The 23,765-nt window shown below is 34.7% G+C and carries 20 protein-coding genes; 13 read left to right on the top strand and 7 right to left on the bottom strand.

The features are described 5' to 3' along the window. Positions 1 to 119: 119 nt before the first annotated feature. From BN863_RS00655 to BN863_RS00645, 3 genes are read right to left on the bottom strand one after another with little or no spacing between them, the layout of a single operon-like run. Positions 120 to 1,982 (bottom strand): GNAT family N-acyltransferase, encoded by a 1,863-nt coding sequence (locus BN863_RS00655; RefSeq protein WP_038526196.1) that lies wholly within the window; start codon positions 1,980 to 1,982, stop codon positions 120 to 122. A gap of 22 nt (positions 1,983 to 2,004) precedes the next feature. Next, the gene (locus BN863_RS00650; RefSeq protein ID WP_038526193.1) at positions 2,005 to 3,252 is read right to left on the bottom strand and encodes an aspartate kinase; all 1,248 of its coding nucleotides are present in this window, start codon (positions 3,250 to 3,252) and stop codon (positions 2,005 to 2,007) included. Next, the gene (locus BN863_RS00645; RefSeq protein WP_038526190.1) at positions 3,253 to 3,732 is read right to left on the bottom strand and encodes a GNAT family N-acetyltransferase; all 480 of its coding nucleotides are present in this window, start codon (positions 3,730 to 3,732) and stop codon (positions 3,253 to 3,255) included. A 112-nt stretch (positions 3,733 to 3,844) separates the two neighbouring features. On the opposite strand from BN863_RS00645, the gene fbp reads away from it, so the two are divergent. Beyond that, a complete protein-coding gene (fbp, locus tag BN863_RS00640) occupies positions 3,845 to 4,858 on the top strand; it encodes a class 1 fructose-bisphosphatase (RefSeq protein ID WP_038526187.1) in 1,014 nt (337 codons plus the stop codon). Between the two features lie 74 nt (positions 4,859 to 4,932). Here fbp and BN863_RS00635 read toward each other — a convergent pair whose 3' ends face one another. Then, complete coding sequence (locus tag BN863_RS00635; RefSeq protein WP_038526185.1) at positions 4,933 to 5,364, bottom strand: tellurite resistance TerB family protein; 432 nt, start codon at positions 5,362 to 5,364, stop codon at positions 4,933 to 4,935. Positions 5,365 to 5,557: 193 nt separating this feature from the next. Here BN863_RS00635 and mfd point away from each other — a divergent pair, with 193 nt between their 5' ends. Beyond that, a complete protein-coding gene (mfd, locus tag BN863_RS00630) occupies positions 5,558 to 8,887 on the top strand; it encodes a transcription-repair coupling factor (protein ID WP_394331982.1) in 3,330 nt (1,109 codons plus the stop codon). Between the two features lie 5 nt (positions 8,888 to 8,892). Further along, positions 8,893 to 10,194: a TlpA disulfide reductase family protein gene (locus BN863_RS00625; RefSeq protein WP_038526179.1), complete on the top strand. Its 1,302-nt coding sequence runs from the start codon at positions 8,893 to 8,895 to the stop codon at positions 10,192 to 10,194. Between the two features lie 30 nt (positions 10,195 to 10,224). Here the strand turns inward: BN863_RS00625 and BN863_RS00620 are convergent, their stop codons facing one another. Further along, on the bottom strand, positions 10,225 to 11,187 hold the full coding sequence (locus BN863_RS00620; protein WP_038526176.1) for a D-2-hydroxyacid dehydrogenase: 963 nt from the start codon (positions 11,185 to 11,187) through the stop codon (positions 10,225 to 10,227). A gap of 69 nt (positions 11,188 to 11,256) precedes the next feature. Continuing rightward, a complete protein-coding gene (locus BN863_RS00615) occupies positions 11,257 to 11,616 on the bottom strand; it encodes a YraN family protein (protein ID WP_038526173.1) in 360 nt (119 codons plus the stop codon). 217 nt (positions 11,617 to 11,833) lie between these two features. Here BN863_RS00615 and BN863_RS00610 point away from each other — a divergent pair, with 217 nt between their 5' ends. From BN863_RS00610 to BN863_RS00600, 3 genes are read left to right on the top strand one after another with little or no spacing between them, the layout of a single operon-like run. Further along, on the top strand, positions 11,834 to 13,741 hold the full coding sequence (locus BN863_RS00610; RefSeq protein ID WP_038526170.1) for a dipeptidyl-peptidase 5: 1,908 nt from the start codon (positions 11,834 to 11,836) through the stop codon (positions 13,739 to 13,741). 16 nt (positions 13,742 to 13,757) lie between these two features. Continuing rightward, on the top strand, positions 13,758 to 14,066 hold the full coding sequence (locus BN863_RS00605) for a hypothetical protein (RefSeq protein WP_038526168.1): 309 nt from the start codon (positions 13,758 to 13,760) through the stop codon (positions 14,064 to 14,066). A 26-nt stretch (positions 14,067 to 14,092) separates the two neighbouring features. Then, positions 14,093 to 14,416: a hypothetical protein gene (locus BN863_RS00600; protein ID WP_242404056.1), complete on the top strand. Its 324-nt coding sequence runs from the start codon at positions 14,093 to 14,095 to the stop codon at positions 14,414 to 14,416. A gap of 370 nt (positions 14,417 to 14,786) precedes the next feature. Here BN863_RS00600 and BN863_RS00595 read toward each other — a convergent pair whose 3' ends face one another. Beyond that, positions 14,787 to 15,815, bottom strand: a complete 1,029-nt coding sequence (locus tag BN863_RS00595) for a S66 peptidase family protein (RefSeq protein ID WP_084817439.1) — start codon at positions 15,813 to 15,815, stop codon at positions 14,787 to 14,789. 49 nt (positions 15,816 to 15,864) lie between these two features. Between BN863_RS00595 and metG the strand changes: the two genes are divergently transcribed. From metG to BN863_RS18190, 7 genes are all read left to right on the top strand, one after another. After that, a complete protein-coding gene (metG, locus tag BN863_RS00590; protein WP_084817577.1) occupies positions 15,865 to 17,952 on the top strand; it encodes a methionine--tRNA ligase in 2,088 nt (695 codons plus the stop codon). A gap of 37 nt (positions 17,953 to 17,989) precedes the next feature. Continuing rightward, positions 17,990 to 18,748 (top strand): copper resistance protein NlpE N-terminal domain-containing protein, encoded by a 759-nt coding sequence (locus BN863_RS00585; RefSeq protein WP_084817438.1) that lies wholly within the window; start codon positions 17,990 to 17,992, stop codon positions 18,746 to 18,748. A 130-nt stretch (positions 18,749 to 18,878) separates the two neighbouring features. After that, a complete protein-coding gene (locus BN863_RS00580; RefSeq protein WP_038526162.1) occupies positions 18,879 to 21,023 on the top strand; it encodes a Tex family protein in 2,145 nt (714 codons plus the stop codon). A gap of 1 nt (position 21,024) precedes the next feature. Next, the gene (locus BN863_RS00575) at positions 21,025 to 21,930 is read left to right on the top strand and encodes a histone deacetylase family protein (RefSeq protein ID WP_038526160.1); all 906 of its coding nucleotides are present in this window, start codon (positions 21,025 to 21,027) and stop codon (positions 21,928 to 21,930) included. A gap of 81 nt (positions 21,931 to 22,011) precedes the next feature. Continuing rightward, positions 22,012 to 22,899, top strand: a complete 888-nt coding sequence (locus BN863_RS00570; RefSeq protein WP_038526157.1) for a DMT family transporter — start codon at positions 22,012 to 22,014, stop codon at positions 22,897 to 22,899. 59 nt (positions 22,900 to 22,958) lie between these two features. Then, a complete protein-coding gene (locus BN863_RS00565; RefSeq protein WP_038526154.1) occupies positions 22,959 to 23,477 on the top strand; it encodes a ferritin in 519 nt (172 codons plus the stop codon). Positions 23,478 to 23,522: 45 nt separating this feature from the next. Further along, positions 23,523 to 23,738 (top strand): hypothetical protein, encoded by a 216-nt coding sequence (locus BN863_RS18190; RefSeq protein ID WP_242404055.1) that lies wholly within the window; start codon positions 23,523 to 23,525, stop codon positions 23,736 to 23,738. Positions 23,739 to 23,765 lie beyond the last annotated feature (27 nt).

The following is a 23,765-nucleotide window of genomic DNA, read 5'->3' as shown; positions in this document are numbered from 1 at the left end:
TTTTTACTTAGATTTTTAACGCTATCCGAAGCCATGATTTCTATAATCTTAACCGCATAAAAAAAGACCATTTTTTAAATGGTCTTTAATGTGTTTTTAGATATTCTGAATATATATTTCTAAATCTCGTCGGTAGCACTTGACTGCTCGCCGGTTCCGTTAGCAGAGAATTTACGTTCTAATTCTTCTTGAAACTCTTCCATAACAGGACGCACAGTACTTTCTGGTAAGTCTTCAATTTTTATATACATTAAACCATCTACAGCATTGTTAAATAACGGGTCGACATTAAACGCCACCAATCTGGCATTTTGCTTAATGTATTTTTTTAGTAATACAGGCAACCTTAAATTTCCAGGCTCAACCTCATCAATAATTTTATCGAATTTATTTAAATCGGCTTCTGTAGCATCGAAAACAAAGTCTTTATCGGCGTCTTTCAGCTTTACTTTAAATTCTTTTTTAGGATGTACATATTGTGCCACATACGGATCGTAATAATGAGATTTCATAAACTCAATCATTAACGACTTTGAAAAGTTAGAAAACTGATTACTAATGCTTACACCTCCAATTAAATATTTATGATTAGGAAAACGTAAGGTGGTATGCACAATGCCTCGCCATAACAAAAAGAGCGGCATTGGTTTTTGCTGAAATTCTTTAATGATAAATGCGCGTCCTAACTCTATAGACTCGCTCATCATTTTATGTAATTCTGGCTCAAAACGGAATAAATCCTGAAGATAAAATCCGTCGATACCATATTGTTTAAAAATTTGAGATCCTAAGCCCATTCTATAGGCACCAGCTATCTTTTTTTGTTCATCATCCCATAAAAACATATGGTGATAATACCCATCAAACTTATCTAAATCTATAGATTCGTTAGTTCCTTCTCCAATCTCACGGAAGGTAATTTCTCGTAAACGGCCTATTTCTCTAAGAATGGTAGGAATATCGCGAGAAGATGCTAAAAAGACTTCGTAGTTTTTACTTTGTAATAATCTATAATCTAAAGCGCGTAACTGCTTCACTTCTTCTTCCATTAAGGCAGAATCTCCAGGAGTTACAATACGCTTTGGTGTTTTATTGGCTTTTAAATTTAATGTTGATGATAAACTGCTTAAAATTTTAGATTTCTCTTCGAAAGCATTGGCCAACATATATGTTTTCCGTCTTAAAAACTCTGAAAACTCAGGTAAAGTTGCATGTTCTTTTTGGTCTGCAACAGGAATTGGTTTTCCTATTCTAACCTTAATAACACGTCTTTTCTGAGTTAAAACTTCTGAAGGTAACTTCGCTGTTCTTATTGTATCACTAAGTTTAGAAAGCTCGTAAAACAACTTACTATTTTTAGCATGAAAGTAAATTGGAACAACAGGAACCTCTGCCCGCTTAACAAGTTTTAAAGCTGCTGCTTCCCATGGTTTATCGACCACTAATTTTCCTTCGCGATAGGTAGACACCTCTCCAGCCGGAAAAACCCCTAACGGATGACCTTCTTTTAAATGCATTAATGCATTTTTAAACGCGGCCACGCTCGATTTTACATCCTTTCTGTCTTCAAACGGATTGACAGGCATTATGTAGGGCTGTAAAGGTTCTATACGATTCAATAAAAAATTAGCCATGATTTTATAATCATCGCGCTGCTCAAGCATTAATTTTAATAACAAGACACCATCTATACCTCCAAGCGGATGATTAGATACCGTTATAAATGCGCCGCTTTTAGGAAGACGTTTTAAATCTTCTTCGGGAATTTCGAACTTAATTTCGTACTCTTCTAAGATTCGATTTAAAAAATCAAGGTCTTTCAAATGTTTATTGTCAAGATAAAAGTCATTGATTTTAGAAATTTTTAAAATCTTCATTAAACTCCACCCTACAAACGTACCTAGAAAACCTAATTTCTCTAGATTTATAGCACTTGCTACTTCGCCCGGTGTTACTAATCCCTTTTCGTCCTTTTTCGCCATGGTCGCAAATGTAGTGATTTGTTTATTTAGTTACTATTTGTAAAGTATCTTGAGTACGTTGTTGCACCAAAATGTGTTTACTCTTTTCGATTAAATGTATAGCTTCATCAGTATAGTGTCTAACCGTATATAATGAAACGTTGGGTATATAAGATATCTTATATTCGGCTTGAAATTGTTCTAAAATAGAGTTTAAATTACCAAATATATCTTCTACACAGATTGAAAAACTAATTGCAGAATTTTGAATTAGATTAACTTTCATCTTAGAGAGATGTAAAATATTAAATATTTCACTAATATTCTCTTCTACAATGTATGAAAAATCTAAAGAAGAAATATGTATTAAAATCTGATTCTTCTTTACAATAAAACAAGGTGTTTGCGGAACCATTATCTGTTCTGCACTAATTCTTGTCCCTTTTGCTACTGGATTTATAAAGGATTTTACAAACAGTGTAATCCCTTTTTGTTGTAGCGGCTGTAATGTTTTTGGATGAATAACACTTGCGCCATAAAACGCCAATTCGATAGCTTCTCTATAAGACAACTGCTCTAGCAATTGCGTTTCTTCAAAATAACGCGGGTCGGCATTAAGAACACCAGAAACATCTTTCCAGATAGTTACACTTTCGGCATCTAAAGCGTATGCAAAGATAGCTGCTGTATAATCACTTCCTTCGCGACCAAGTGTGGTTGTACAATTTGAATTGCTTGCTAAAAATCCTTGCGTTATATAAAGCGATGGATTATGTTTTAATGGTGTTATTAAAGTTTCGGTAGTGAGCCAATCTACATTAGCACGCCTATAATTAGAGTCGGTTTTAATGTATTCACGAACATCTAACCACGTGTTCTTCAATCCTGAATAATTTAAAAACTGACTTACAATTGTTGTGGATAGCAATTCCCCAAAACCTATAATTTGATCGTAAACAAAATTATAATCTGTAGCGGTATTTGTTTTTATAAGCAATTTTAAATCGTTGAAAAGGCTTTCGACAATTTTAAAAACAGGATGACTAATATCTAAAAACAGTTCAGAAATGATGCTAGTGTGGTAATCTTCAATAAAACCAATAGACGCATTTAAATCTGTTGGATTGTACAAATAGTTATGCACAACAGCTTCAAAAGCATTAGTCATTTTTCCCATCGCGGAAACAACCACTACAGTATCGTCCTCTGAAAATTGTTTTAAAATCTGAGTCAGATTTATAACACCTTCAGCATCTTTTACAGAAGCACCACCAAACTTAAAAACTTTCATTTACAGTTTTGCGATATAATTTTTTATACCAGCTTCGTCTAATTGCACAACATCCCAATCGCGTAATACGTTTGCACCTTTACTTTCGTAAAATGCAATTGCATGCTCGTTCCAATCTATCACTTCCCAATTAATGCGTTTTGCACCTTTACTGTGGCCATATTTTATAACCTCGTCTAGTAAAGCTGTTCCAACACCTGTTCCTCGATAAGCTTTATTTACAATTAAATCTTCAAGATGAATTATAGGACCTTTCCACGTAGAATATCGGTTATAAACCAAAGCAATACCTTTTATTCCGCCTTCAATTTCGGCTACAAAACATTTAAATAAAGGTGTGTCTCCAAACCCATCTCGTTCCAAATCGCTAACAGTAACTTCTACAGCTTCTGGCTCCTTTTCGTAAATAGCTAATTCATAAATTAACTCGAGTACGGCTGACATATCTTCAATTTTTGCCGGTCTTATTTTAATATCCATAATATTTTTTTGAGAGTTCAAATATATGGAAATTGAATGGATTATAATTTTGACTCAAACGTTATAGTTTAACAAAAAGTACGATATTTGTAAAAACAAACATTACTTTTAAATGTCAGGACAGAACAAAACATTAGGTGAATTTATTATCGAAAACCAAACCGCTTTTAAATACACCACAGGAGAATTAACCAGATTACTAAATTCATTACGATTAGCCGCTAAAGTTGTAAACCACGAAGTAAACAAAGCTGGATTGGTAGACATCATTGGAGCAGCAGGAGATGTAAACATACAAGGTGAAGACCAACAAAAATTAGATGTTTATGCGAACGAAGTATTTATACAGACACTTAAAAAACGAAATATTGTTTGTGGTATTGCTAGTGAAGAGGAAGATGATTTTATTTCAATTAACAGCCAGGATTCTAACCATCAAAACAAATACGTCGTTTTAATTGATCCTTTAGATGGGTCATCAAACATTGATGTAAATGTATCTGTAGGAACTATTTTCTCTGTATACAGACGTATTACACCTGTTGGATCTCCTGTTACTATTGAAGATTTCTTACAAGAAGGTCACCAACAAGTTGCCGCTGGATATATTGTTTACGGAACCTCAACTATGTTAGTATATACTACTGGAGCTGGTGTAAATGGATTTACATTAAACCCAGCAATTGGAACGTTCTATTTATCTCACCCTGACATGTCTTTCCCTGAAGATGGTCAAATTTACTCATGTAACGAAGGAAACTATATTCATTTCCCTCAAGGTATAAAAGACTATATTAAATATTGCCAGAAGGAAGAAGGCGACAGACCGTATACATCGAGATACATTGGATCTTTAGTTTCAGATTTCCATAGAAACATGATTAAAGGAGGTATTTATTTATACCCAAAAAGTTCTAAAAACGAAAAAGGAAAACTGCGTTTATTATACGAATGTAATCCTATGGCATTTTTAGCAGAACAAGCTAACGGAAAAGCAAGTGACGGTTTCCAACGTATTTTAGATATTAAACCTACAGAATTACACGAACGTGTTCCTTTTATCTGCGGTAGTAAAAATATGGTAGAAAAAGCTGAAGAGTTTGAACGAAACGCACTAAAAAAATAATATTAAAAACTAAAAAAGCGATCATTTAAAATGATCGCTTTTTTTTATTGTAAGACTACAAGGAAGGCTAATTATTAATCGACCTTCTTCATCATAGCATCTACAAAGTCATCCAAATCTACGCCTTCAGAAACTAAAGCTAAAGCCTTTTCTACTACAGCCGTTAAAACACCTGAAGAAAATCCTAAGCCTAAACATATTTTCCTTAGCAAAATAACTTCACTTTCGCCATTTATATGATCTAAATTTACCATACGCGCTAAATCGTATAAACGCTCTAGACGACGCGTATTTTCGTGAGGAGGATTTATTGGGTGCGATTTATAATCCAATAAAATCTGCTCATAATCGTGTTCGTTAATTTGTAAATTTCTAGCTAATCGATCTAAAAACGCTTTCTCATCTTCAGAGATTACACCATCATCCATAGCAACACGTACAATAGAAGCAAAATGATCTTTGTTACGTTCTTTAAATCCGTTATCGAACAATTTTGAATAAGACATATCTATTTTTTTTAAGGCGACTAATATAATCAAAGTTTAACTGTTAATTAATTTAATTATCAGTATTTTTCATTCTTAAATTTAGTAAAAATTCAATTATTATTGATTTTTAAATTCATAAATCGTTAACATTATTTATAAAGACATACCTTATATTTGCACAAAATAAATTGTCTTGAGCAAAAACAATCTCTTGCAAACATTTGCACAAACCTTGCAAACGCAAAGTTTGCAACTTGCCATTTCCGAAAGTGAAAGTAAAACGGTTTTAAAAGGTCTTGTTGGATCTTCGTTTTCTTTAGTTATCGCCGAAGTTTTTAAATATGCCGAAAAACCCTTCCTCCTTATTTTTAACGATAAAGAAGAAGCCGCTTATTATTTAAACGATTTAGAACAACTTTTAAACACTAAAGATGTACTGTTCTACCCTGGAAGTTATCGTAGACCATATCAAATTGAAGAAACCGATAATGCCAATGTATTATTACGTGCCGAAGTTTTAAACCGTATTAATTCGCGTAAAAAACCAGCCATAATAGTAACTTATACAGATGCTTTATTCGAGAAGGTAGTAACTAAAAAAGAACTTGAACGCAACACGCTTAAAGTTACAGTTAACGATAATTTATCTATAGATTTTGTAAACGAAATTTTATTCGAATACAAGTTTAAACGTGTCGATTTCGTTACAGAACCCGGCGAGTTTTCTGTCCGTGGAGGTATTGTAGATGTATTCTCCTTCTCTCACGACGAACCCTACAGAATTGAGTTTTTTGGAGACGATGTAGACAGCATTAGAACTTTCGATGTAGAAACGCAACTCTCTACAGAGCAAATCAAGAAAATTAGCATTATACCAAATGTAGAGAATAAATTTTTAGACGAAAGCCGTGAAAGTTTTCTAAAATACATGTCGTCTAAAACCGTGATTTTTTCTAAAAATAGTCAGTTACTATTTTCTGGTAGCGATATTCTTTTTGGCAAAGCTGTAGAGGCTTTCGAAAATTTAAATTCCGATTTAAAACACAATGCCCCAAGCGAATTATTTTGTAATGCTGAGCTGCTTAAAAAGCAACTTTTAAAATTTACTGTAGTCGAATTTGGAAGTGGTTACTATTTTACTAAAAGTATAGATACTGGCATTGTATTTAATACCACACCTCAGCCTTCATTTAATAAACAATTCGACCTTTTAATAGACGATTTAAATAGTAATCACAATAAAGGTTTTACAAATTATATTGCTTGCGTAAGTGAACAACAAGCTAAACGTTTTCACGATATATTCAACGATATTGAGCAAGGTGTTTCCTATCAAACCATAGTACTGTCTTTACATCAAGGATTTATAGACCACACCAACAAAGTGCTGTGCTACACCGATCATCAAATCTTTGAGCGTTATCATAAATTCAGTCTTAAAAACGGGTATGCTAAAAAGCAATCTATCACGCTAAAAGAGCTTACTAATCTGGAAATTGGAGATTATGTAACACATATCGATCATGGAGTTGGACGTTTTGGTGGTCTGCAAAAAATAGACGTAGAAGGCAAAAAACAAGAAGCAATAAAACTAATTTATGGCGAACGCGATATTTTATATTTAAGCATACACGCGCTACATAAAATTACCAAGTTTAATGGTAAAGATGGTAAGCCGCCTAAAATTCATAAACTGGGAAGTAACGCCTGGAAAGTTTTAAAACAAAAAACAAAAACGAGAGTTAAAGAAGTTGCCTTTAACTTGATAAAATTATACGCTAAAAGAAAGCTTGAAAAAGGATATCAATACAATCCAGATAGCCATTTACAGCACGAATTAGAAGCATCCTTTATTTACGAAGATACGCCAGACCAAAGTACTTCGACTGCCGATATTAAAAACGACATGGAAAGCGAGCGCCCCATGGACCGATTGGTTTGTGGAGACGTTGGATTCGGGAAAACAGAAGTTGCTATTCGTGCCGCCTTTAAAGCGGTAGATAACGGTAAACAAGTGGCCGTTTTGGTGCCTACAACCATTTTAGCCTATCAGCATCATAAAACCTTTAGCGAACGTTTAAAAGATTTTCCTGTCACGGTCGATTATGTGAACCGATTTAGAACAGCAAAGGAAAAACGTGACACTTTAGAACGTTTAGAAAAAGGGCATGTCGATATTATTATTGGGACGCATCAGCTCGCCAACAAAAGTGTAGTATTTAAAAATTTAGGATTATTAATTGTCGATGAAGAACAGAAATTTGGAGTCGCAGTGAAAGAAAAACTAAAGACCTTAAAAGATAATGTAGACGTGCTTACATTAACCGCTACACCTATCCCGAGAACGCTTCAATTTAGCTTAATGGCAGCGCGAGATTTATCGGTCATTACCACGCCACCGCCAAACCGTTATCCTATTGAAAGTAATGTAATTCGCTTTGAAGAAGAAACCATACGTGATGCTGTGAGTTACGAAATTCAGCGTGGCGGACAGATATATTTCATTCATAATCGTATTGAAAATATTAAGGAGGTTGCTGGTTTAATTCAGCGTCTAGTTCCCGATGCCAAAGTAGGTATTGGTCACGGACAAATGGATGGTAAAAAACTAGAAAATTTGATGTTAGCTTTTATGAATGGTGACTTCGATGTACTAGTCAGCACAACCATTGTGGAAAGCGGATTAGACGTACCAAATGCCAATACTATTTTTATAAATAACGCCAATAATTTTGGGTTGAGCGACTTGCACCAAATGCGTGGCCGTGTGGGTAGAAGTAATAAAAAAGCATTCTGTTATTTTATAACCCCTGATTATTCTGCCATGACTGCCGATGCGAGAAAACGTATTACAGCTCTGGAACAATTTACAGAATTAGGAAGCGGATTTAACATCGCGATGAAAGATTTAGAAATTCGTGGCGCTGGAGATTTATTAGGAGGAGAACAAAGTGGCTTTATAAACGATATTGGATTCGACACCTATCAGAAAATTTTAAATGAAGCGATTGAAGAACTTAAAGAAAATGAGTTTAAAGATTTATATCCAGACACGGAAGGCAAGCCTAAGGAATACGTTAAAGACATCACTATAGATACCGATTTCGAGTTGCTATTCCCTGACGATTATGTAAACAATATTGCCGAACGTTTAAACCTATATACACAACTAAATCAGTTAAAAACCGAAGACGAATTAAAAACTTTCGAAAAAGAATTAATCGACCGCTTTGGGGAATTACCAACACAAGTTGTAGATTTATTAAATAGTGTTCGCGTAAAATGGTTAGCGACAACTATTGGATTAGAAAAGCTAGTCATGAAACAAGGCAAAATGATTGGTTATTTTGTTAGCGACCAACAAAGCTCGTTCTACCAAAGTGCCAATTTTACAAACGTATTAAAGTTTGTACAATCTAATCCAAAAGCCTGTAAAATGAAAGAAAAACAAACACGTGCAGGATTGCGTTTACTTTTAACTTTCGACCACATTAAAACTGTAAAACAAGCCTTACTTGCTTTACAACCTATTTTAACATAAAACACATGAAAAATTTATTAATTGCCTTTTTTTTACTTCCAACGTTACTGTTGGCCCAACATAAAATATCGGGAACATTTTCACCCGCAGACCAATTTAAAGCTGCTATTTTGTACAAACTGGAGCCATCGAACAGCTTGTATATAGACAATGCAGATATTGTTAATGGTCATTTCGAATTAAATCTAGACGCATCATTAAAGCCAGGCATGTATCAATTAGTATATGCTTTACCACAAGACCAATACAACTTTAATTTTATTTACAATAACGAAGATATTGTATTTAAATACGACCTAGAACATGGAGCAACTTACAATCTTTCGAAGGAAAACAAACTGCTAAGCAATTACAGACGTGAGATGCTTGCAGCTAAAAATAAAATCAATACGTTTTATGGCAAATCTAACCAAGATAAAGCGGAATATGCAGAATGTATTTCTGAATTAAAAGCGATTCAAGATAAAGCCGAAGCAGATTCTAAAGGAATGTTAGCATATGAGTTTATTAAAGCTGAGAAACCATATATTCCAACCTCTTATGAAGATGCTCAAACATATTTCAACAATTATAAATCAAAGTATTTTGACTCCATCAATTTTAGTAATCCAACATTACAAAATTCTGATCTCTTAATAGATTCTGCTTTAAAATACATCTTCATTTTTGTTGATAAACGCAATGAAAACGCATCGTACAAAAGAAATATAGATGATGTTGTTCGTGTTACATCAAAAGAAAAGATGATTCAAAAATCCATTTTGGAAGTGTCATGGAATCAATTTAAAAACCGCAACAATGAAGAGGTTGCTAATTATATTGCTTCAGAATATTTAGAACAATTGCTAGACCCTGTAAAGGATGAGTTGTTAATATCAGATATGAAAGCATTTCAAAATACTGCAATTGGCGCTGTAGCTCCAGATTTCTCTTGGCCTTCTAAACTTGGTAGCACAAAACTTAGCCAGCTTAAAGGAAAGGATTATTATATAGTTACATTTTGGAGCAGCACGTGTTCGCACTGTTTAACAGAACTTCCTGTATTGAAATCGTATATGAGTGACAAAAACAACATACAAGTGCTAGCAATTGGACTGGAAGACGAACGCCCAAATTGGGAAAAAACAATAGCAGATTACCCAGAATTTACTCAGATTTACGGGTATGGGAAATGGGAAAATCCAATTCCAATTGCTTACGGTGTTGCAGGAACACCTTCGTTTTTTGTGTTAGATAAAGACAAAAAAATAATAGCGAAACCAGACGATGTTGAAGAATTGATTTCGTTTTTAAAAACTAAAAAATAAGAGAGTTATCTTTTAAATGTTGTGTCTAATTTAAGACACAACATTTACCAATTCGCCTTTTAAAAAGGCTTCAACATTATTTACAGCAATCTGCATACATCGTGTTCGTGCTTCAAGAGGAGCCCAAGCAATATGTGGAGTAATAATACAGTTTTTAGCTCCTAAAAGCGGATTATCTTTTGCAATAGGTTCGGCAGAAACAACATCTACTGCTGCACCAGCAATTTTATCAGAATTTAAAGCTTCAGCTAAATCTGCTTCCACAACCAATCCGCCACGAGATGTGTTAATGATAAATGCACTCGATTTCATTTTAGAAATTGTTTCAGCATCAATAAGTCCAGCTGTATCATCCGTCATAGGGCAATGTAAACTAACAACATCGGAGGTTTTCAATAATTCATTTAATTCAACAAACCGACAGGTTTCTGTTTCGTATTCCGGATAAACAGTTCTGTTAAAAACCAGGATATTTAAGCCAAAAGCCTGAGCTAAAGCGGCAGTTGCTTTTCCAATTTGCCCAAATCCGATGATACCCATAGTTTTTCCTTCTAATTCAATTAACGGACTATTCCAAAATGTAAAATCTTTAGAGTTTTGCCACTGTCCGGAATGCACAGCGGTACTGTGGTCTCCCACATGATGACAAAGCTCTAACAATAAAGCCATAGTAAATTGTGCAACAGAAGCTGTGCTATACGCAGGAACATTAGTAACTGTTACGTCCTGGTTTTTGGCTGCTTCTATATCTATAATATTATAACCTGTGGCAGTAACACCAATATATTTTAATTGAGGTAATTGATCAAGAACCGCCTTTTGTATTGGTACTTTGTTAGTAATTACAGCCTCGGCATCTCCTATGGCTTTAACTATCGCGTCTGTATCTGTGTCTGTGCGGTCGTAAATCGTTACATCTGTTAAGGCTTTTAATGCATCCCAACTTAAATCGCCAGGGTTTAACGTATATCCGTCTAATACAACAAGTTTCATATTTAATATTTTTTTTTATGAGCTAAATAATCTAATATATTTCATTGAATTTTATACTGAAGAATACACTTAAAAATGATAAAAAGCATCTTCTAAATGTTCAATTTTCAATCCATCTTTCGAGTTTATAATGGCTATAATATCGAAACGTACATCAACATCTAAGTTGTTCGACGTTACATAAGCATCTACTGCAGTAACCAAGCGCTGAATCTGTTTTGGTTTCACAAAATCTTGTGGATTTCCGAACACAGACGTTGATCGGGTTTTAACCTCAACTACAGCAAGTATATTTTCCTTCATCGCCAAGATATCAACCTCAGCTCTTTGGTAGCGGTAATTACGCTCTAAAATGTGATACCCTTTTTTCAACAAATAATGTACAGCTTCTTCCTCGCCTAACGTTCCTAATCTATTGTGGTCTGCCATGATAAAATTTTCTAATAGATTTCATCTTACAAGTTAATAATTTATCCTTTTGAATTATAATTTGCAAGAAGCAATCTATAATTTTAGTATTTCAAACATTAAGTAATACAACAGAGTAATCAGCAATACTATTATAGGTGAATCCATGCACTTTATATAAATTTAAGAGGTGAAACAGCCCTAAATCAGTATCTTTGGAGGTCTTAATTAGCAGTAAATGAAAAAAATAATTTTAATCTTATTAGTCTTGATTACAAGTAACTCATCAATTGCTCAGCAAGTCATGAACCCTGAATTACTGTGGAGCGTAAAACGTATTGGCGTTATAGGAATTTCTGAAGATGCCTCTCAAATTTTTTATAGTGTAAAAATTCCGAATATCGAAAACAATAATTTCGACACTACATATTATAAATTACCAATTAACGGCGGAACTGCAGTTAAAATTGAAAAAGATGATGTGGCTGTTTTAGATAAAAATATCTCGGCAGATGGTGCTTTTAAATTATTTCATAAGGCCGAGCATTTAGAAGATGTAAAAGCTAAAGATATATACAAAAATCTAGATAAAGCTGATGCTTATGTATTTACAGATTTAGACAATCGCCATTGGGATACTTGGAGCGATGGGACTTACGAACATGTATTTTATAAGAAAGTAGATACCGATGATGACACCGCAATCGACATTATGCCTAACGAACCTTATTATTCTCCACAACGTCCATTTGGTGGCGACGAAGATTATATCTGGGCACCAGACAGCAAAAGCATTTACTACGTTAGTAAAAAATTAAAAGGAAAAGCATACGCGACAAGTACCAATACCGATATTTACAAATACGATATTGCAACTAAAACCACAACAAATATTACTGAAGGAAACAAGGGATACGACACCAATCCTGCATTTGCAAAAACAGGAGGTTTAGCCTGGTTGCAAATGAAAACCGATGGTTACGAAAGCGACAAAAACGATATTATTGTTTTAGAACATGGCGTTAAACAAAATTTAACGCAACAATGGGACGGTACTGTAAATAGTTTTACTTGGAGTAACGATGGCTCTAGATTATATTTTACAGCTGCAGTAGATGGAACGATTCAGTTATTTACAGTGAATTATCCAGGTAAAAAACGAATTGCTCCACGAGTACAACAATTATCTGAAGGTGAATTTGATATCCGTGGCATTGTTGCCGAACTAGATGACAAACTTATTGTAACGCGTGGCGATATGAATCACGCTAGTGAAATTTATGAATTTCAGTTAAAAGACAAATCTTTTAAACAATTATCTACCGTAAACGATGATTTTTACAACAGTTTAGATTTACCGAAAGTTGAAAAACGTTACGTTACAACTACCGATAATAAGCAAATGTTAGTTTGGGTAATTTTACCTCCAAATTTCGATGCGACTAAAAAATATCCAACATTATTATACGCTCAAGGCGGACCACAATCTCCATTATCACAATTTTACTCGTACCGTTGGAATTTCCAACTTATGGCGTCTCAAGGCTATATTATTGTAGCGCCTAACCGAAGAGGAATGCCAGGACACGGTGTAGCATGGAACGAAGCCATTAGTAAAGATTGGGGTGGACAAGTTATGGACGATTACCTTTCGGCTATAGACGATGTTGCCAAAGAATCGTATGTAGATAATGATAGACTTGGCGCTATTGGTGCAAGTTATGGTGGCTATTCGGTGTTTTATTTAGCCGGAATTCACAACAAACGCTTTAAATCTTTTATCGCTCACGACGGTGTTTTCGACACACGATCAATGGCAGGAACTACAGAAGAATTATTCTTTGTAAACCATGATTTTGGTGGAAACTATTGGGACAAATCAAACACAACAGCTCAAAAAGCATTTAACGAATTTAACCCAGTAACGCATGTAGATAAATGGGACACGCCTATTTTAATTATCCAAGGTGGTAAAGATTACCGTGTACCAATCGAACAAGGTTTAGCAGCATTTCAAGCGGCGCAAATGAGAGATATTAAGAGTAAATTATTGTATTTGCCAGAAGAAAACCATTGGGTGTTACAACCTCAGAATGCTTTAGTTTGGCAACATGAGTTTTTTAAATGGCTAAAAGAAACACTATAAATTAAAACAAAATTATATGGGTGGTACTGTTCAAATAAAATGTCCGAATTGTGGTATATACAATACCAATGCAGACCATTGTTCGAACTGTGGCACCCTATTGTCTTATAAAAAACGTCGCGAACTGGCTCATGAAGCACAAGAAAAGAAACGAACAGAACGGGAAGAAACACGAAAGCAAACGTCGCCATCTTGGATAGAATCTGGTAAAAAGAGTGAAAACCCGTTAGTACGGGTAGGGGCTCATATTTCGAGTTCAATAGTTATAATTGTTATGGCAATTGGTGCATTTTTCGCTTGGTTATTTACGTTCCTAGCCGCATGAAAATAATAAAACATCCTGTGTTTTTAATGTTTTTGGCTGTTGCGAGTTTTATCTACCTCTCAAGCCTCTTCGACTTACACCTCCCAAAATGGATTCGTTTTTATGTGAATGATGCTTTGTGTATGCCGCTCGTTTTATCCTTTTGCTTGATTGGTGTTCGCTTTATAAAAGCAGATCAAAACATATACCTTCCAGTATTATCTATTGTTTTATTAACACTTTTCTATGCCGTAATATTTGAATGGTGGCTACCTCAATCAAACCCGAGATACACTGCAGATTGGATTGATGTTGGACTATATGTACTGGGGAGTTTTGTATTCTCTATTTTTCAGCGAAAGCTCTATTAACTATTCAAAGTGCTTTAGGAATGGAATGCGTTTGGGTTATCCAGAACCAAGTTAGTGAAAGAAACATGTTCTGAATCTTCTATAGCTGTTTTATTCATTCCGCTATCGGTCACCTCGTATATCGTTACTTCTAGATATACCATTAACATGGGAGAATACGTTGCAATAATAAATTGAGAATTGAATTTTGTATTTCTTTTCTAGAAATTATTTATATTTTTCAATACGTCATTCTGAACTCGTTTCAGAATCACATTAAAATTAGAAACAACTCTCTCGCATGAGATACCGAAAACCAATGCGGCATGACGACACCAATACATTCTAATTAAAGACTCAACCTAAGTGACGCTATAAGCTAGTTTCAAACCTATTCCTTAAACACTAAAGTCGATCCACTTTTTTCGACTTTTAATGTTACTGTACTTCCAAAAATTAAAGCACGGTTATCTTTTTCATGTCCAGCAGGCATATTAAACGCTACAGGAAAATCATATTCGGCAACCACATCAAGAATAATTTCATCAATTGTTCGTCCGAATTCGGTCGTGTTTTTTCGCACTTTACTCATATCTCCAACAACAATTCCCTTACAATGTTCAAAATATCCAGCACGTTTTAAACTTTGTAACATGCGATCTATATGGTAGGCATATTCTCCAATTTCTTCAATAAAGAGTATTTCTCCAGACGTATCAATACTCGTTTCTGAACCAAGCATCGTATGCAATAATGTTAAATTACCTCCAGCCATTGGAGCAGTAACCATCCCAGGTTTATTATAACTTGACCCTTTTAAAGTATAAGACAATGGTTTTCCGAAAATTGCATCTTTAAATGTCGAGATGGTTTCAGGAATATCCGATAAATTTTGAGGTAAACTCACGCACATCATGGCATGCATAGATTCGTAACCTAAATTATGAATCTGATTATGAATTGCTGTAATATCGGAATACCCAATTACCCATTTCGGATTTAATTTAAATTTCGAATAATCTAACAAATCAATCATTCTAACCGTACCGTAACCACCTCGTGCACACCAAATGGCTTTAATTTTAGGATCATCTAAAGCGATTTGAAAATCTGAAGCACGTTGTTTATCGGTACCTGCAAAATGTCCGTTTTGTGCAAATACATTTTCACCTACCACAGTATGCAAACCCCAACTTTCTAATAATTCTTTAGAACGTTCCAATTCGTCGTACCTGTTTTTTAAGACTCCCGAAGGCGCAACAATAGCTACAGTATCACCAGCTTTTAAAAATGGTGGTTTAATATATGTTTTAGGAGATTTCACTAAGGATTGACTTATAGATTTTTGAGCCATTACAGGACTAATATTTAAACTGAAAATAATAAAAGATAAGACTAAAAATACTCTGATATTCGACATAAAATGCGCTTTTTGTAAAAATACATTTTTTTTCTAAATGGTTAATGAAATGCGTACTTTTGTGCCTTTAAAACAAAAACGAAACATGTCTAAAAGATATACCATTACAGCAGCGTTGCCTTACACCAACGGACCAATACACATTGGCCATTTAGCCGGTGTTTATGTACCTGCCGATATTTACGCTCGATATTTACGATTAACAGGAAACGACGTTCTTTTTATTTGTGGAAGTGACGAACATGGTGTTCCAATCACTATTAAAGCGAAAAAAGAAGGTGTAACCCCTCAGGATATTGTAGATAAATATCATGCGATTATAAAAACATCGTTCGAAGATTTTGGTGTCTCTTTCGATAATTACTCTCGAACTTCAGCTAAAATTCATCACGATACCGCTTCAGAATTCTTTACTACCTTATATGATAAAGGTGAATTTACCGAAGAAATCACCGAGCAGTTATACGACGAAGAAGCGAATCAGTTTCTAGCAGACCGTTTTGTTACGGGTACTTGCCCAAAATGTGGCAACGAAGAAGCGTATGGCGATCAATGCGAAAAATGTGGAAGCAGCTTAAATGCAACAGATTTGATTAATCCGAAATCGGCTATTACAGGAAATGTACCGACTTTAAAACAAACGAAGCACTGGTTTTTACCTTTAGATAAGCACGAAGACTTTTTAAAAGAATGGATTTTAAAAGGTCATAAAAAAGATTGGAAACCTAATGTTTACGGTCAAGTAAAATCTTGGATCGACGATGGTTTACGTCCGCGTGCCGTAACTCGTGATTTAGATTGGGGTATTCCTGTTCCTGTAGAAGGTGCCGATGGAAAAGTACTTTACGTTTGGTTCGATGCTCCGATTGGATACATATCTTCAACCAAAGAATGGGCCGCTCGCGAGGGCAAAGATTGGGAACCGTATTGGAAAGATGAAGACACTACTTTAGTGCATTTTATTGGTAAAGATAATATTGTGTTTCACTGTATTATTTTCCCTGCAATGTTAAAAGCTGAAGGCTCATATATTCTTCCAGAAAATGTACCAGCAAACGAATTTTTAAACTTAGAGGGTAATAAATTATCGACTTCTAAAAACTGGGCCGTTTGGTTACCAGAGTATTTAGAAGATTTCCCTGGGCAGCAAGATGTGTTGCGTTATGCGTTAACAGCAAATGCTCCAGAAACTAAAGATAACGACTTTACATGGAAAGATTTCCAAGCTAGAAATAACAATGAATTGGTTGCTATTTTTGGAAATTTTATTAACCGCGTAGTTGTTTTAACTAATAAATATTACAACGGTGTGATTCCAACACCAGGCGAATTCTCTCAAGTAGACGAAGAAACATTAGCCGCGTTAAAAGCATATCCTTCTGTAATTTCAAGTTCTATAGAACGTTACAGATTCCGTGAAGGAAGTCAGGAATTAATGAATTTAGCTCGACTTGGAAACAAATATTTAGCCGACGAAGAGCCTTGGAAAATGATAAAGGTAGACGAAGCTCGTACACAAACCATTATGTTCGTTGCGCTTCAAATTGCTTCAGGATTAGCAACACTTTGCGAACCGTATTTACCATTTACTTCAGCTAAATTAAAGGGGATTTTAAATATTTCAGATGAAAATACTTGGGATAGTATTGCTACTAAAGAGGTATTACTTCCTGCTAATCATCAAATTGGAAAAGCTGAATTATTATTTGCTAAAATTGAAGACGACACCATACAGAAACAATTAGATAAATTAATCGCAAGTAAAAAAGCTAACGAAGCGGCAAACAAAGTCACTGAACCTCAAAAAGATACTATTACATTCGATGACTTCTCTAAATTAGATTTACGCGTTGGCACGATTTTAGAAGCAGAGAAAATGCCGAAAGCTAAAAAACTACTGGTTTTAAAAGTTGATACCGGTTTAGACGTAAGAACAATTGTTTCTGGAATTGCTGAAAGTTTTACCCCAGAAGAAGTTATTGGAAAACGTGTGACTGTATTGGTAAACTTAGCACCAAGAGCACTACGTGGTGTGGATAGTGAAGGTATGATTTTAATGACTGAAACTGCCGAAGGCAAATTAGTATTTGTTAATCCAGATGAAAAAGGAGTAACTAACGGATTACAAATTAGCTAGTTTTTTTCAGTATCGAACACTTTTAAATTTGAATAAAATGATGAAAAAAATATTACCAATAGTAATGATTGCGGTTCTAATTGTAAGTTGTAAAAGCAACAAAGAAACGTCTGTTAACGGGGATAATAGTATGACGAGTTTAGATTGGAATGGTACGTATGTAGGAACAACACCATGTGCAGATTGCGAAGGTATTAAAACCGTAATTTCCCTAAACGACGATTTAACCTTTACGAAGAAAACGCAGTATCTAGGTAAATCGACAGATGTTTACACCGAAAACGGTTCCTTTTCTTGGAATAAAGCGGGAAATACGGTGTCTTTAAAAACGGACGAAGCATCTCAGGATTATTTTGTTGGAGAACATACGCTTACACATTTAGATTTGAGTGGAAAGAAAATCACCGGAGATTTAGCCGATAAATACATTTTAAAACAACAAGGCGTAGACACTTTAAAAAACTTGCCTTGGAAGTTAGTTGAACTTAGAGGTAAATCTATTGAAAATGCACCTAAACAACCTTATTTAATATTGGGCACAGCAGACAATCGTGTTAGCGGAAACACAAGCTGTAATGGTTTTGGAGGCGAGTTCGAACTGTTAGAAGGTAACAGAATTAAATTCTCTAAAATGATGCACACCATGATGGCTTGTCCAAATATGGCTATTGAAAATGAATTTATGCAAGTTCTAGAAGTGGCAGATAATTACTCTGTAGTAAATGGCGTTCTAAATTTAAACAAAGGTCGTATGGCGACTATGGCAAAATTTGAAGTTGACTATTTTGTGAACTAAGCTTTTTTGTCCTAAATTATATTGTAAAAGACCTCTCAAGTTTATATTTGAGAGGTCTTTTTATTTCTAGTTATGACTCCCTTTTTCTAACGAACATCCTTATATTTACAATCCTTTTTAAAATCTAAACATGTCTATTTTACAATACATCATCTCCCAAACCCGACTTCCTGAAACTGCTATAAAAAACACTTTAAAACTGTTACAAGAAGATTGTACCATTCCGTTTATTTCGCGTTATAGAAAAGAACTCACCGGGAATTTAGATGAAGTACAAATTGCAGATATTGTAAAATATAAAGAGGTTTTCGAAACACTCGAAAAACGAAAAATAACCATTCTAAAAGCGCTTGAAGACCAAGCCGTTTTAACGTCTGAACTTCAGAAAAAAATTGAATCGACTACCGATTTAATTACACTCGAAGATATCTATCTACCATTCAAAAAAAGCAGAAAAACCAAAGCTGAAAAAGCAAGACAATTGGGCTTAGAACCTTTGGCTAAAATTATCATGAGCCAGAATGCGAACGATGTGGAATCTATCGCATTTAAGTATGTAAAAGGTGATGTAGTTTCTGTAGAAGATGCTCTGGAAGGCGCACGTCATATTATTGCTGAATGGATTAATGAACGTAGCGAAATTAGAAATAATATTCGTTATCAACTAGAACGCTATGCAACCATTTCAACGAAAGTTGTAAAAACAAAGGCTGATGCCTCGACTTCGCTCAGCACAAATGAAAAAGCTCAAAAGTATAAAGACTATTTTGACTGGACCGAAGCCTTAAGCCGTATTCCATCACACCGCTTATTAGCCATTTTAAGAGCTGAAAAAGAAGGTTTTATTCGTGTAAAAATTGCAATTGATGATGAAGCCGCTTTAAACAAAATGGAAGACCGTATTATACGTTCTAATAATGCTTGCTCAACTGAAATTGCTACAGCTATAAAAGATGCTTACAAGCGTTTATTGTTACCTGCATTAACTAATGAAGCACTTCAAAAAGCAAAAGATAAAGCAGACGAATCGGCTATACAGGTATTTGCAAAAAACTTAAAACAATTGCTTTTAGGTTCGCCTTTAGGACAAAAACGGGTATTAGCCATAGACCCGGGTTTTAGAACCGGTTGTAAAATTGTGTGTTTAGATGCTCAAGGTGATTTAAAATATAACGAAACCATTTATCCGCATCCGCCTAAAAACGATGCCGCTGGAGCTATAAAGAAAATCAGCACTATGGTTGAAGCCTATAAAATTGAAGCCATTGCGATTGGGAACGGAACAGCTTCTAGAGAAACAGAAACCTTAATTCGTCGTATTCATTTTAAAACCGATATTCAAGTGTTTGTAGTTAGCGAAGCTGGAGCCTCTATCTATTCCGCTTCTAAAATTGCACGAGACGAATTTCCAAATTACGATGTCACGGTAAGAGGTTCGGTTTCTATTGGTAGGCGTTTACAAGACCCTTTAGCCGAACTCGTTAAAATTGATGCTAAATCTATTGGTGTAGGGCAATATCAGCACGATGTCGACCAATCTAAACTAAAAAGTAGTTTAGATTTAGTGGTTGAAAACTGTGTGAATTCAGTTGGAGTAAATGTCAATACAGCAAGTACGTCCCTATTGAGTTATGTTTCAGGAATCGGACCAAAATTAGCCGAAAATATCGTGAATTATAGGACGGAACACGGTGCATTTTCAACACGAACAGCCATTAAAAAAGTACCGCGCTTAGGCGACAAAGCATTTGAACAAGGTGCTGGGTTTTTAAGAATTAAAGATGCTAAAAACCCGTTAGACGATTCTGCTGTACATCCAGAACGCTATGCTTTAATTCAGAACATGGCAAAAGATTCTGGTAAAAGCATTTCAGAATTAATTGGGAACTCGGCATTACTTCAAAAAATTAATCTTAAAAAATACTGTTCTGAAACTGTTGGTTTACCAACCTTACAAGACATTATTAAAGAATTAGAAAAACCTGGACTAGACATCAGGCAACAAGCCAAAGTCTTTACGTTTAATCAAGATATTAAAACCATTGCCGATGTAAGCGAAGGGCAATTACTTCCTGGAATTGTAAATAACATTACCAATTTCGGATGTTTTGTAGACATCGGAATTAAAGAAAGTGGCTTGATTCATATTTCGAATTTAGCCGATGCCTTTGTGAGCGATGTGAGTGAGCATGTTAGTTTGCATCAGCAAATTATAGTCAAGGTTCTAGAGGTTGATGTTTCAAGAAAACGCATACAATTAAAGCTTCATAAATAGTATGCTAAAGATTGCTTATCATCCGTATTACAATCATCCACTAAAAAAAGGGCATCGTTTTCCTATGGAAAAATATGAACTTTTACAATTGCAGTTAGTGTATGAAGGGACGTGTACAGCAGAAAATTTCTTTGAACCAGAACTATTGCAAAATCACAAGCAAATCTTAGAGGTTCATGATGCGGAATATTTTTACGATTTATTAAACCTAACACTCAATCATCAGGCTGCGCTTAAAATTGGTTTTTTATTAAGCAAACGTTTAATAGCACGTGAAATTTGTATTGCCTCGGGTACAATACAAGCCACAGCATATGCATTACAATATGGTATTGCCATGAACATTGCTGGAGGTACACATCACGCCTACTCGAATCGAGGCGAAGGCTTTTGCATGCTAAACGACCAAGCTATTGCTGCCAAACACTTATTGGACAAAAATTTAGCTAAACGTATATTAATTGTAGATTTAGATGTGCATCAAGGTAACGGAACTGCAGAAATTTTTCGAGACGAACCCCGTGTATTTACTTTTTCTATGCATGCCAAAAACAATTATCCGTTTGAGAAGGAACACAGCGATTTGGATATTGAATTAGAAGATAACACAAATGATTCTACCTATTTAAAAATTCTAAGACAAACGTTACCCAAACTGATTACTGAGCATCGACCAGATTTCATTTTTTATTTGTGTGGCGTAGATGTTATAGCTTCAGATAAATTAGGAAAACTAGCACTTACAACTGAAGGCTGTAAAACACGAGACCGCTTTGTATTAGAAACCTGTAAACACCATGCAATTCCTGTTATGTGTAGTATGGGTGGCGGATATTCGCCAGAAATTAAAACAATAGTAGAAGCACATACCAACACGTTTAGACTAGCGCAGGAACTTTATTTTTAGGAAAATTATTTAAGAGGTTATTTATATCCTTTTTCAATCCATTAATTGCCTATTTTTGCCGGTTTTTAAACTTGTTTTCATATGACAAAACCTAGAATTGCTCTCGTTGTAGGCATCATTTGTATTTCTATTTTCCCTGTTTTAGTGCGTTTAAGTTTAACTCCTGGGTTAATCTCTGCGTTTTATAGAATGGCCATTGCTTCAGCAATTATCTTGCCTTATGTTTTAATTACTAAACAGCTAAAAATTCCGTCTACCAAAATGCTATTATTAGCATCGCTCTGTGGTGTAGTTTTTGGCTTAGATGTGGGTGTTTGGAATATTGCTATTCAAGAATCAACGGCCACACAAGCAACACTTCTTACAAACTTATCGCCTGTTTGGGTAGGCATTGGAGCCTTTTTATTTTTGAAAGACAAACCCAGACGTAATTTTTGGATTGGAACAATAATCGCTATAATTGGAATGGTAACCTTAGTGGGCTTTCAATTTTTTATTAATCTCGATTTCGATATCGCCTTCTTTTTTGCTATCCTGTCAGGTATGCTGTATGCCGTATATATGCTAACCAGTAAGTTTGTTTTAGAAGAAACCGATGTATTAACGTTTATGACTATTAGTGTGGTGTCCTCTGCAATTGCATTAGGAATAATTAGTTTTGCTATGGGAGAACCTTTTTCTGGTTTTTCTAGTATGGGTTGGTTAGTTTTAGTGATTCAAGGCTTAGTGTGTCAACTTCTTGCTTGGTTACTTATTAGTTTCGCGACAAAGCATATGCGAGCAACTAGAGTATCGGTTAGTTTATTAGGTCAAGCCATTTTGGCTTCAATTTTAGCTTGGGTTTTTCTAGATGAAACCATTACACTACAGATGGTAATTGGCGGTATTATTTTACTATTTGGAATTCGTATAACCTTTTACACCAAGCAAATCAGCTTATTTAGAATGCCTAAAAAAGCAAAATATTAAGAATTTTAATTTAAAAATGACTTCATTTATCTATAACTTTGATAAAAAACAGAAAGCATATGTTATCAAAAAAAATAGAAGAAGTACTAAATAAGCAAATACGAATTGAAGCAGAATCTTCTCAAATATATTTAGCCATGGCTTGTTGGGCTGAAGTAAAAGGTTTAGAAGGAATATCTAATTTTATGTATAAGCAGTCTGATGAAGAGCGCGAACACATGCTAAAATTAGTCAAGTTTATTAACGAACGTGGTGGACACGCGTTTATCTCAGAACTGAAAGCACCTAATGTAACCTTCACATCATTTAAAGAAATGTTCGAAATGTTATTTAAGCATGAAGTTTTTGTAAGTGAAAGTATCAACGAACTTGTGCACATCTCTTTAGAACAAAAAGATTACGCAACTCACAACTTCTTACAATGGTATGTGTCTGAACAAATTGAGGAAGAAGCAATGGCTAGAACCATTTTAGATAAGATTAACTTAATTGGCGACGATAAAGGTGGTTTATATTTATTCGATAGAGATATAAATCAATTAACTGTAAGTACAGCCTCGACTATTAGTCCTGAGTAAATTTTAACAATTAATCTTATTTAGATTAAGTAAAAATAATTATTTTTGAAGCCTAAACCATTAGTTACATTTGTTTTGGGCAAGAAAAAAGACAAAAAATATAAAAAGAAAGAAGACAAAAAAGCAAAATCTATTTTGCTTAACTCAGGAATTAAAGTATCCAACAAGTGTAAAACCAAATGTTGCGATAAATATTTAAAGTCTGAAAAGAAACGCTGTAGTAAGTGTCCGTGTTTCGATTTACTTCAGAAAGTTGCATAATGGATATTAAAATATAAGAAAAGCCTC

This window comes from Formosa agariphila KMM 3901, assembly GCF_000723205.1.
Lineage (GTDB): Bacteria > Bacteroidota > Bacteroidia > Flavobacteriales > Flavobacteriaceae > Formosa > Formosa agariphila.
The sequence above is the reverse complement of the archived record's forward strand: the minus strand, read 5'-3'. Positions and strand labels throughout refer to the sequence as shown.

Bases quoted from the DNA above. Each gene is read 5' to 3' on its own strand.
- BN863_RS00655 (WP_038526196.1), bottom strand. From the start codon at position 1,982: ATGGCGAAAAAGGACGAAAAGGGATTAGTAACACCGGGCGAAGTAGCA.
- BN863_RS00650 (WP_038526193.1), bottom strand. From the start codon at position 3,252: ATGAAAGTTTTTAAGTTTGGTGGTGCTTCTGTAAAAGATGCTGAAGGT.
- BN863_RS00645 (WP_038526190.1), bottom strand. From the start codon at position 3,732: ATGGATATTAAAATAAGACCGGCAAAAATTGAAGATATGTCAGCCGTA.
- fbp (WP_038526187.1), top strand. From the start codon at position 3,845: ATGTCAGGACAGAACAAAACATTAGGTGAATTTATTATCGAAAACCAA.
- BN863_RS00635 (WP_038526185.1), bottom strand. From the start codon at position 5,364: ATGTCTTATTCAAAATTGTTCGATAACGGATTTAAAGAACGTAACAAA.
- BN863_RS00625 (WP_038526179.1), top strand. From the start codon at position 8,893: ATGAAAAATTTATTAATTGCCTTTTTTTTACTTCCAACGTTACTGTTG.
- BN863_RS00620 (WP_038526176.1), bottom strand. From the start codon at position 11,187: ATGAAACTTGTTGTATTAGACGGATATACGTTAAACCCTGGCGATTTA.
- BN863_RS00615 (WP_038526173.1), bottom strand. From the start codon at position 11,616: ATGGCAGACCACAATAGATTAGGAACGTTAGGCGAGGAAGAAGCTGTA.
- BN863_RS00610 (WP_038526170.1), top strand. From the start codon at position 11,834: ATGAAAAAAATAATTTTAATCTTATTAGTCTTGATTACAAGTAACTCA.
- BN863_RS00605 (WP_038526168.1), top strand. From the start codon at position 13,758: ATGGGTGGTACTGTTCAAATAAAATGTCCGAATTGTGGTATATACAAT.
- BN863_RS00600 (WP_242404056.1), top strand. From the start codon at position 14,093: ATGTTTTTGGCTGTTGCGAGTTTTATCTACCTCTCAAGCCTCTTCGAC.
- BN863_RS00595 (WP_084817439.1), bottom strand. From the start codon at position 15,815: ATGTCGAATATCAGAGTATTTTTAGTCTTATCTTTTATTATTTTCAGT.
- metG (WP_084817577.1), top strand. From the start codon at position 15,865: ATGCGTACTTTTGTGCCTTTAAAACAAAAACGAAACATGTCTAAAAGA.
- BN863_RS00585 (WP_084817438.1), top strand. From the start codon at position 17,990: ATGATGAAAAAAATATTACCAATAGTAATGATTGCGGTTCTAATTGTA.
- BN863_RS00580 (WP_038526162.1), top strand. From the start codon at position 18,879: ATGTCTATTTTACAATACATCATCTCCCAAACCCGACTTCCTGAAACT.
- BN863_RS00575 (WP_038526160.1), top strand. From the start codon at position 21,025: ATGCTAAAGATTGCTTATCATCCGTATTACAATCATCCACTAAAAAAA.
- BN863_RS00570 (WP_038526157.1), top strand. From the start codon at position 22,012: ATGACAAAACCTAGAATTGCTCTCGTTGTAGGCATCATTTGTATTTCT.
- BN863_RS00565 (WP_038526154.1), top strand. From the start codon at position 22,959: ATGTTATCAAAAAAAATAGAAGAAGTACTAAATAAGCAAATACGAATT.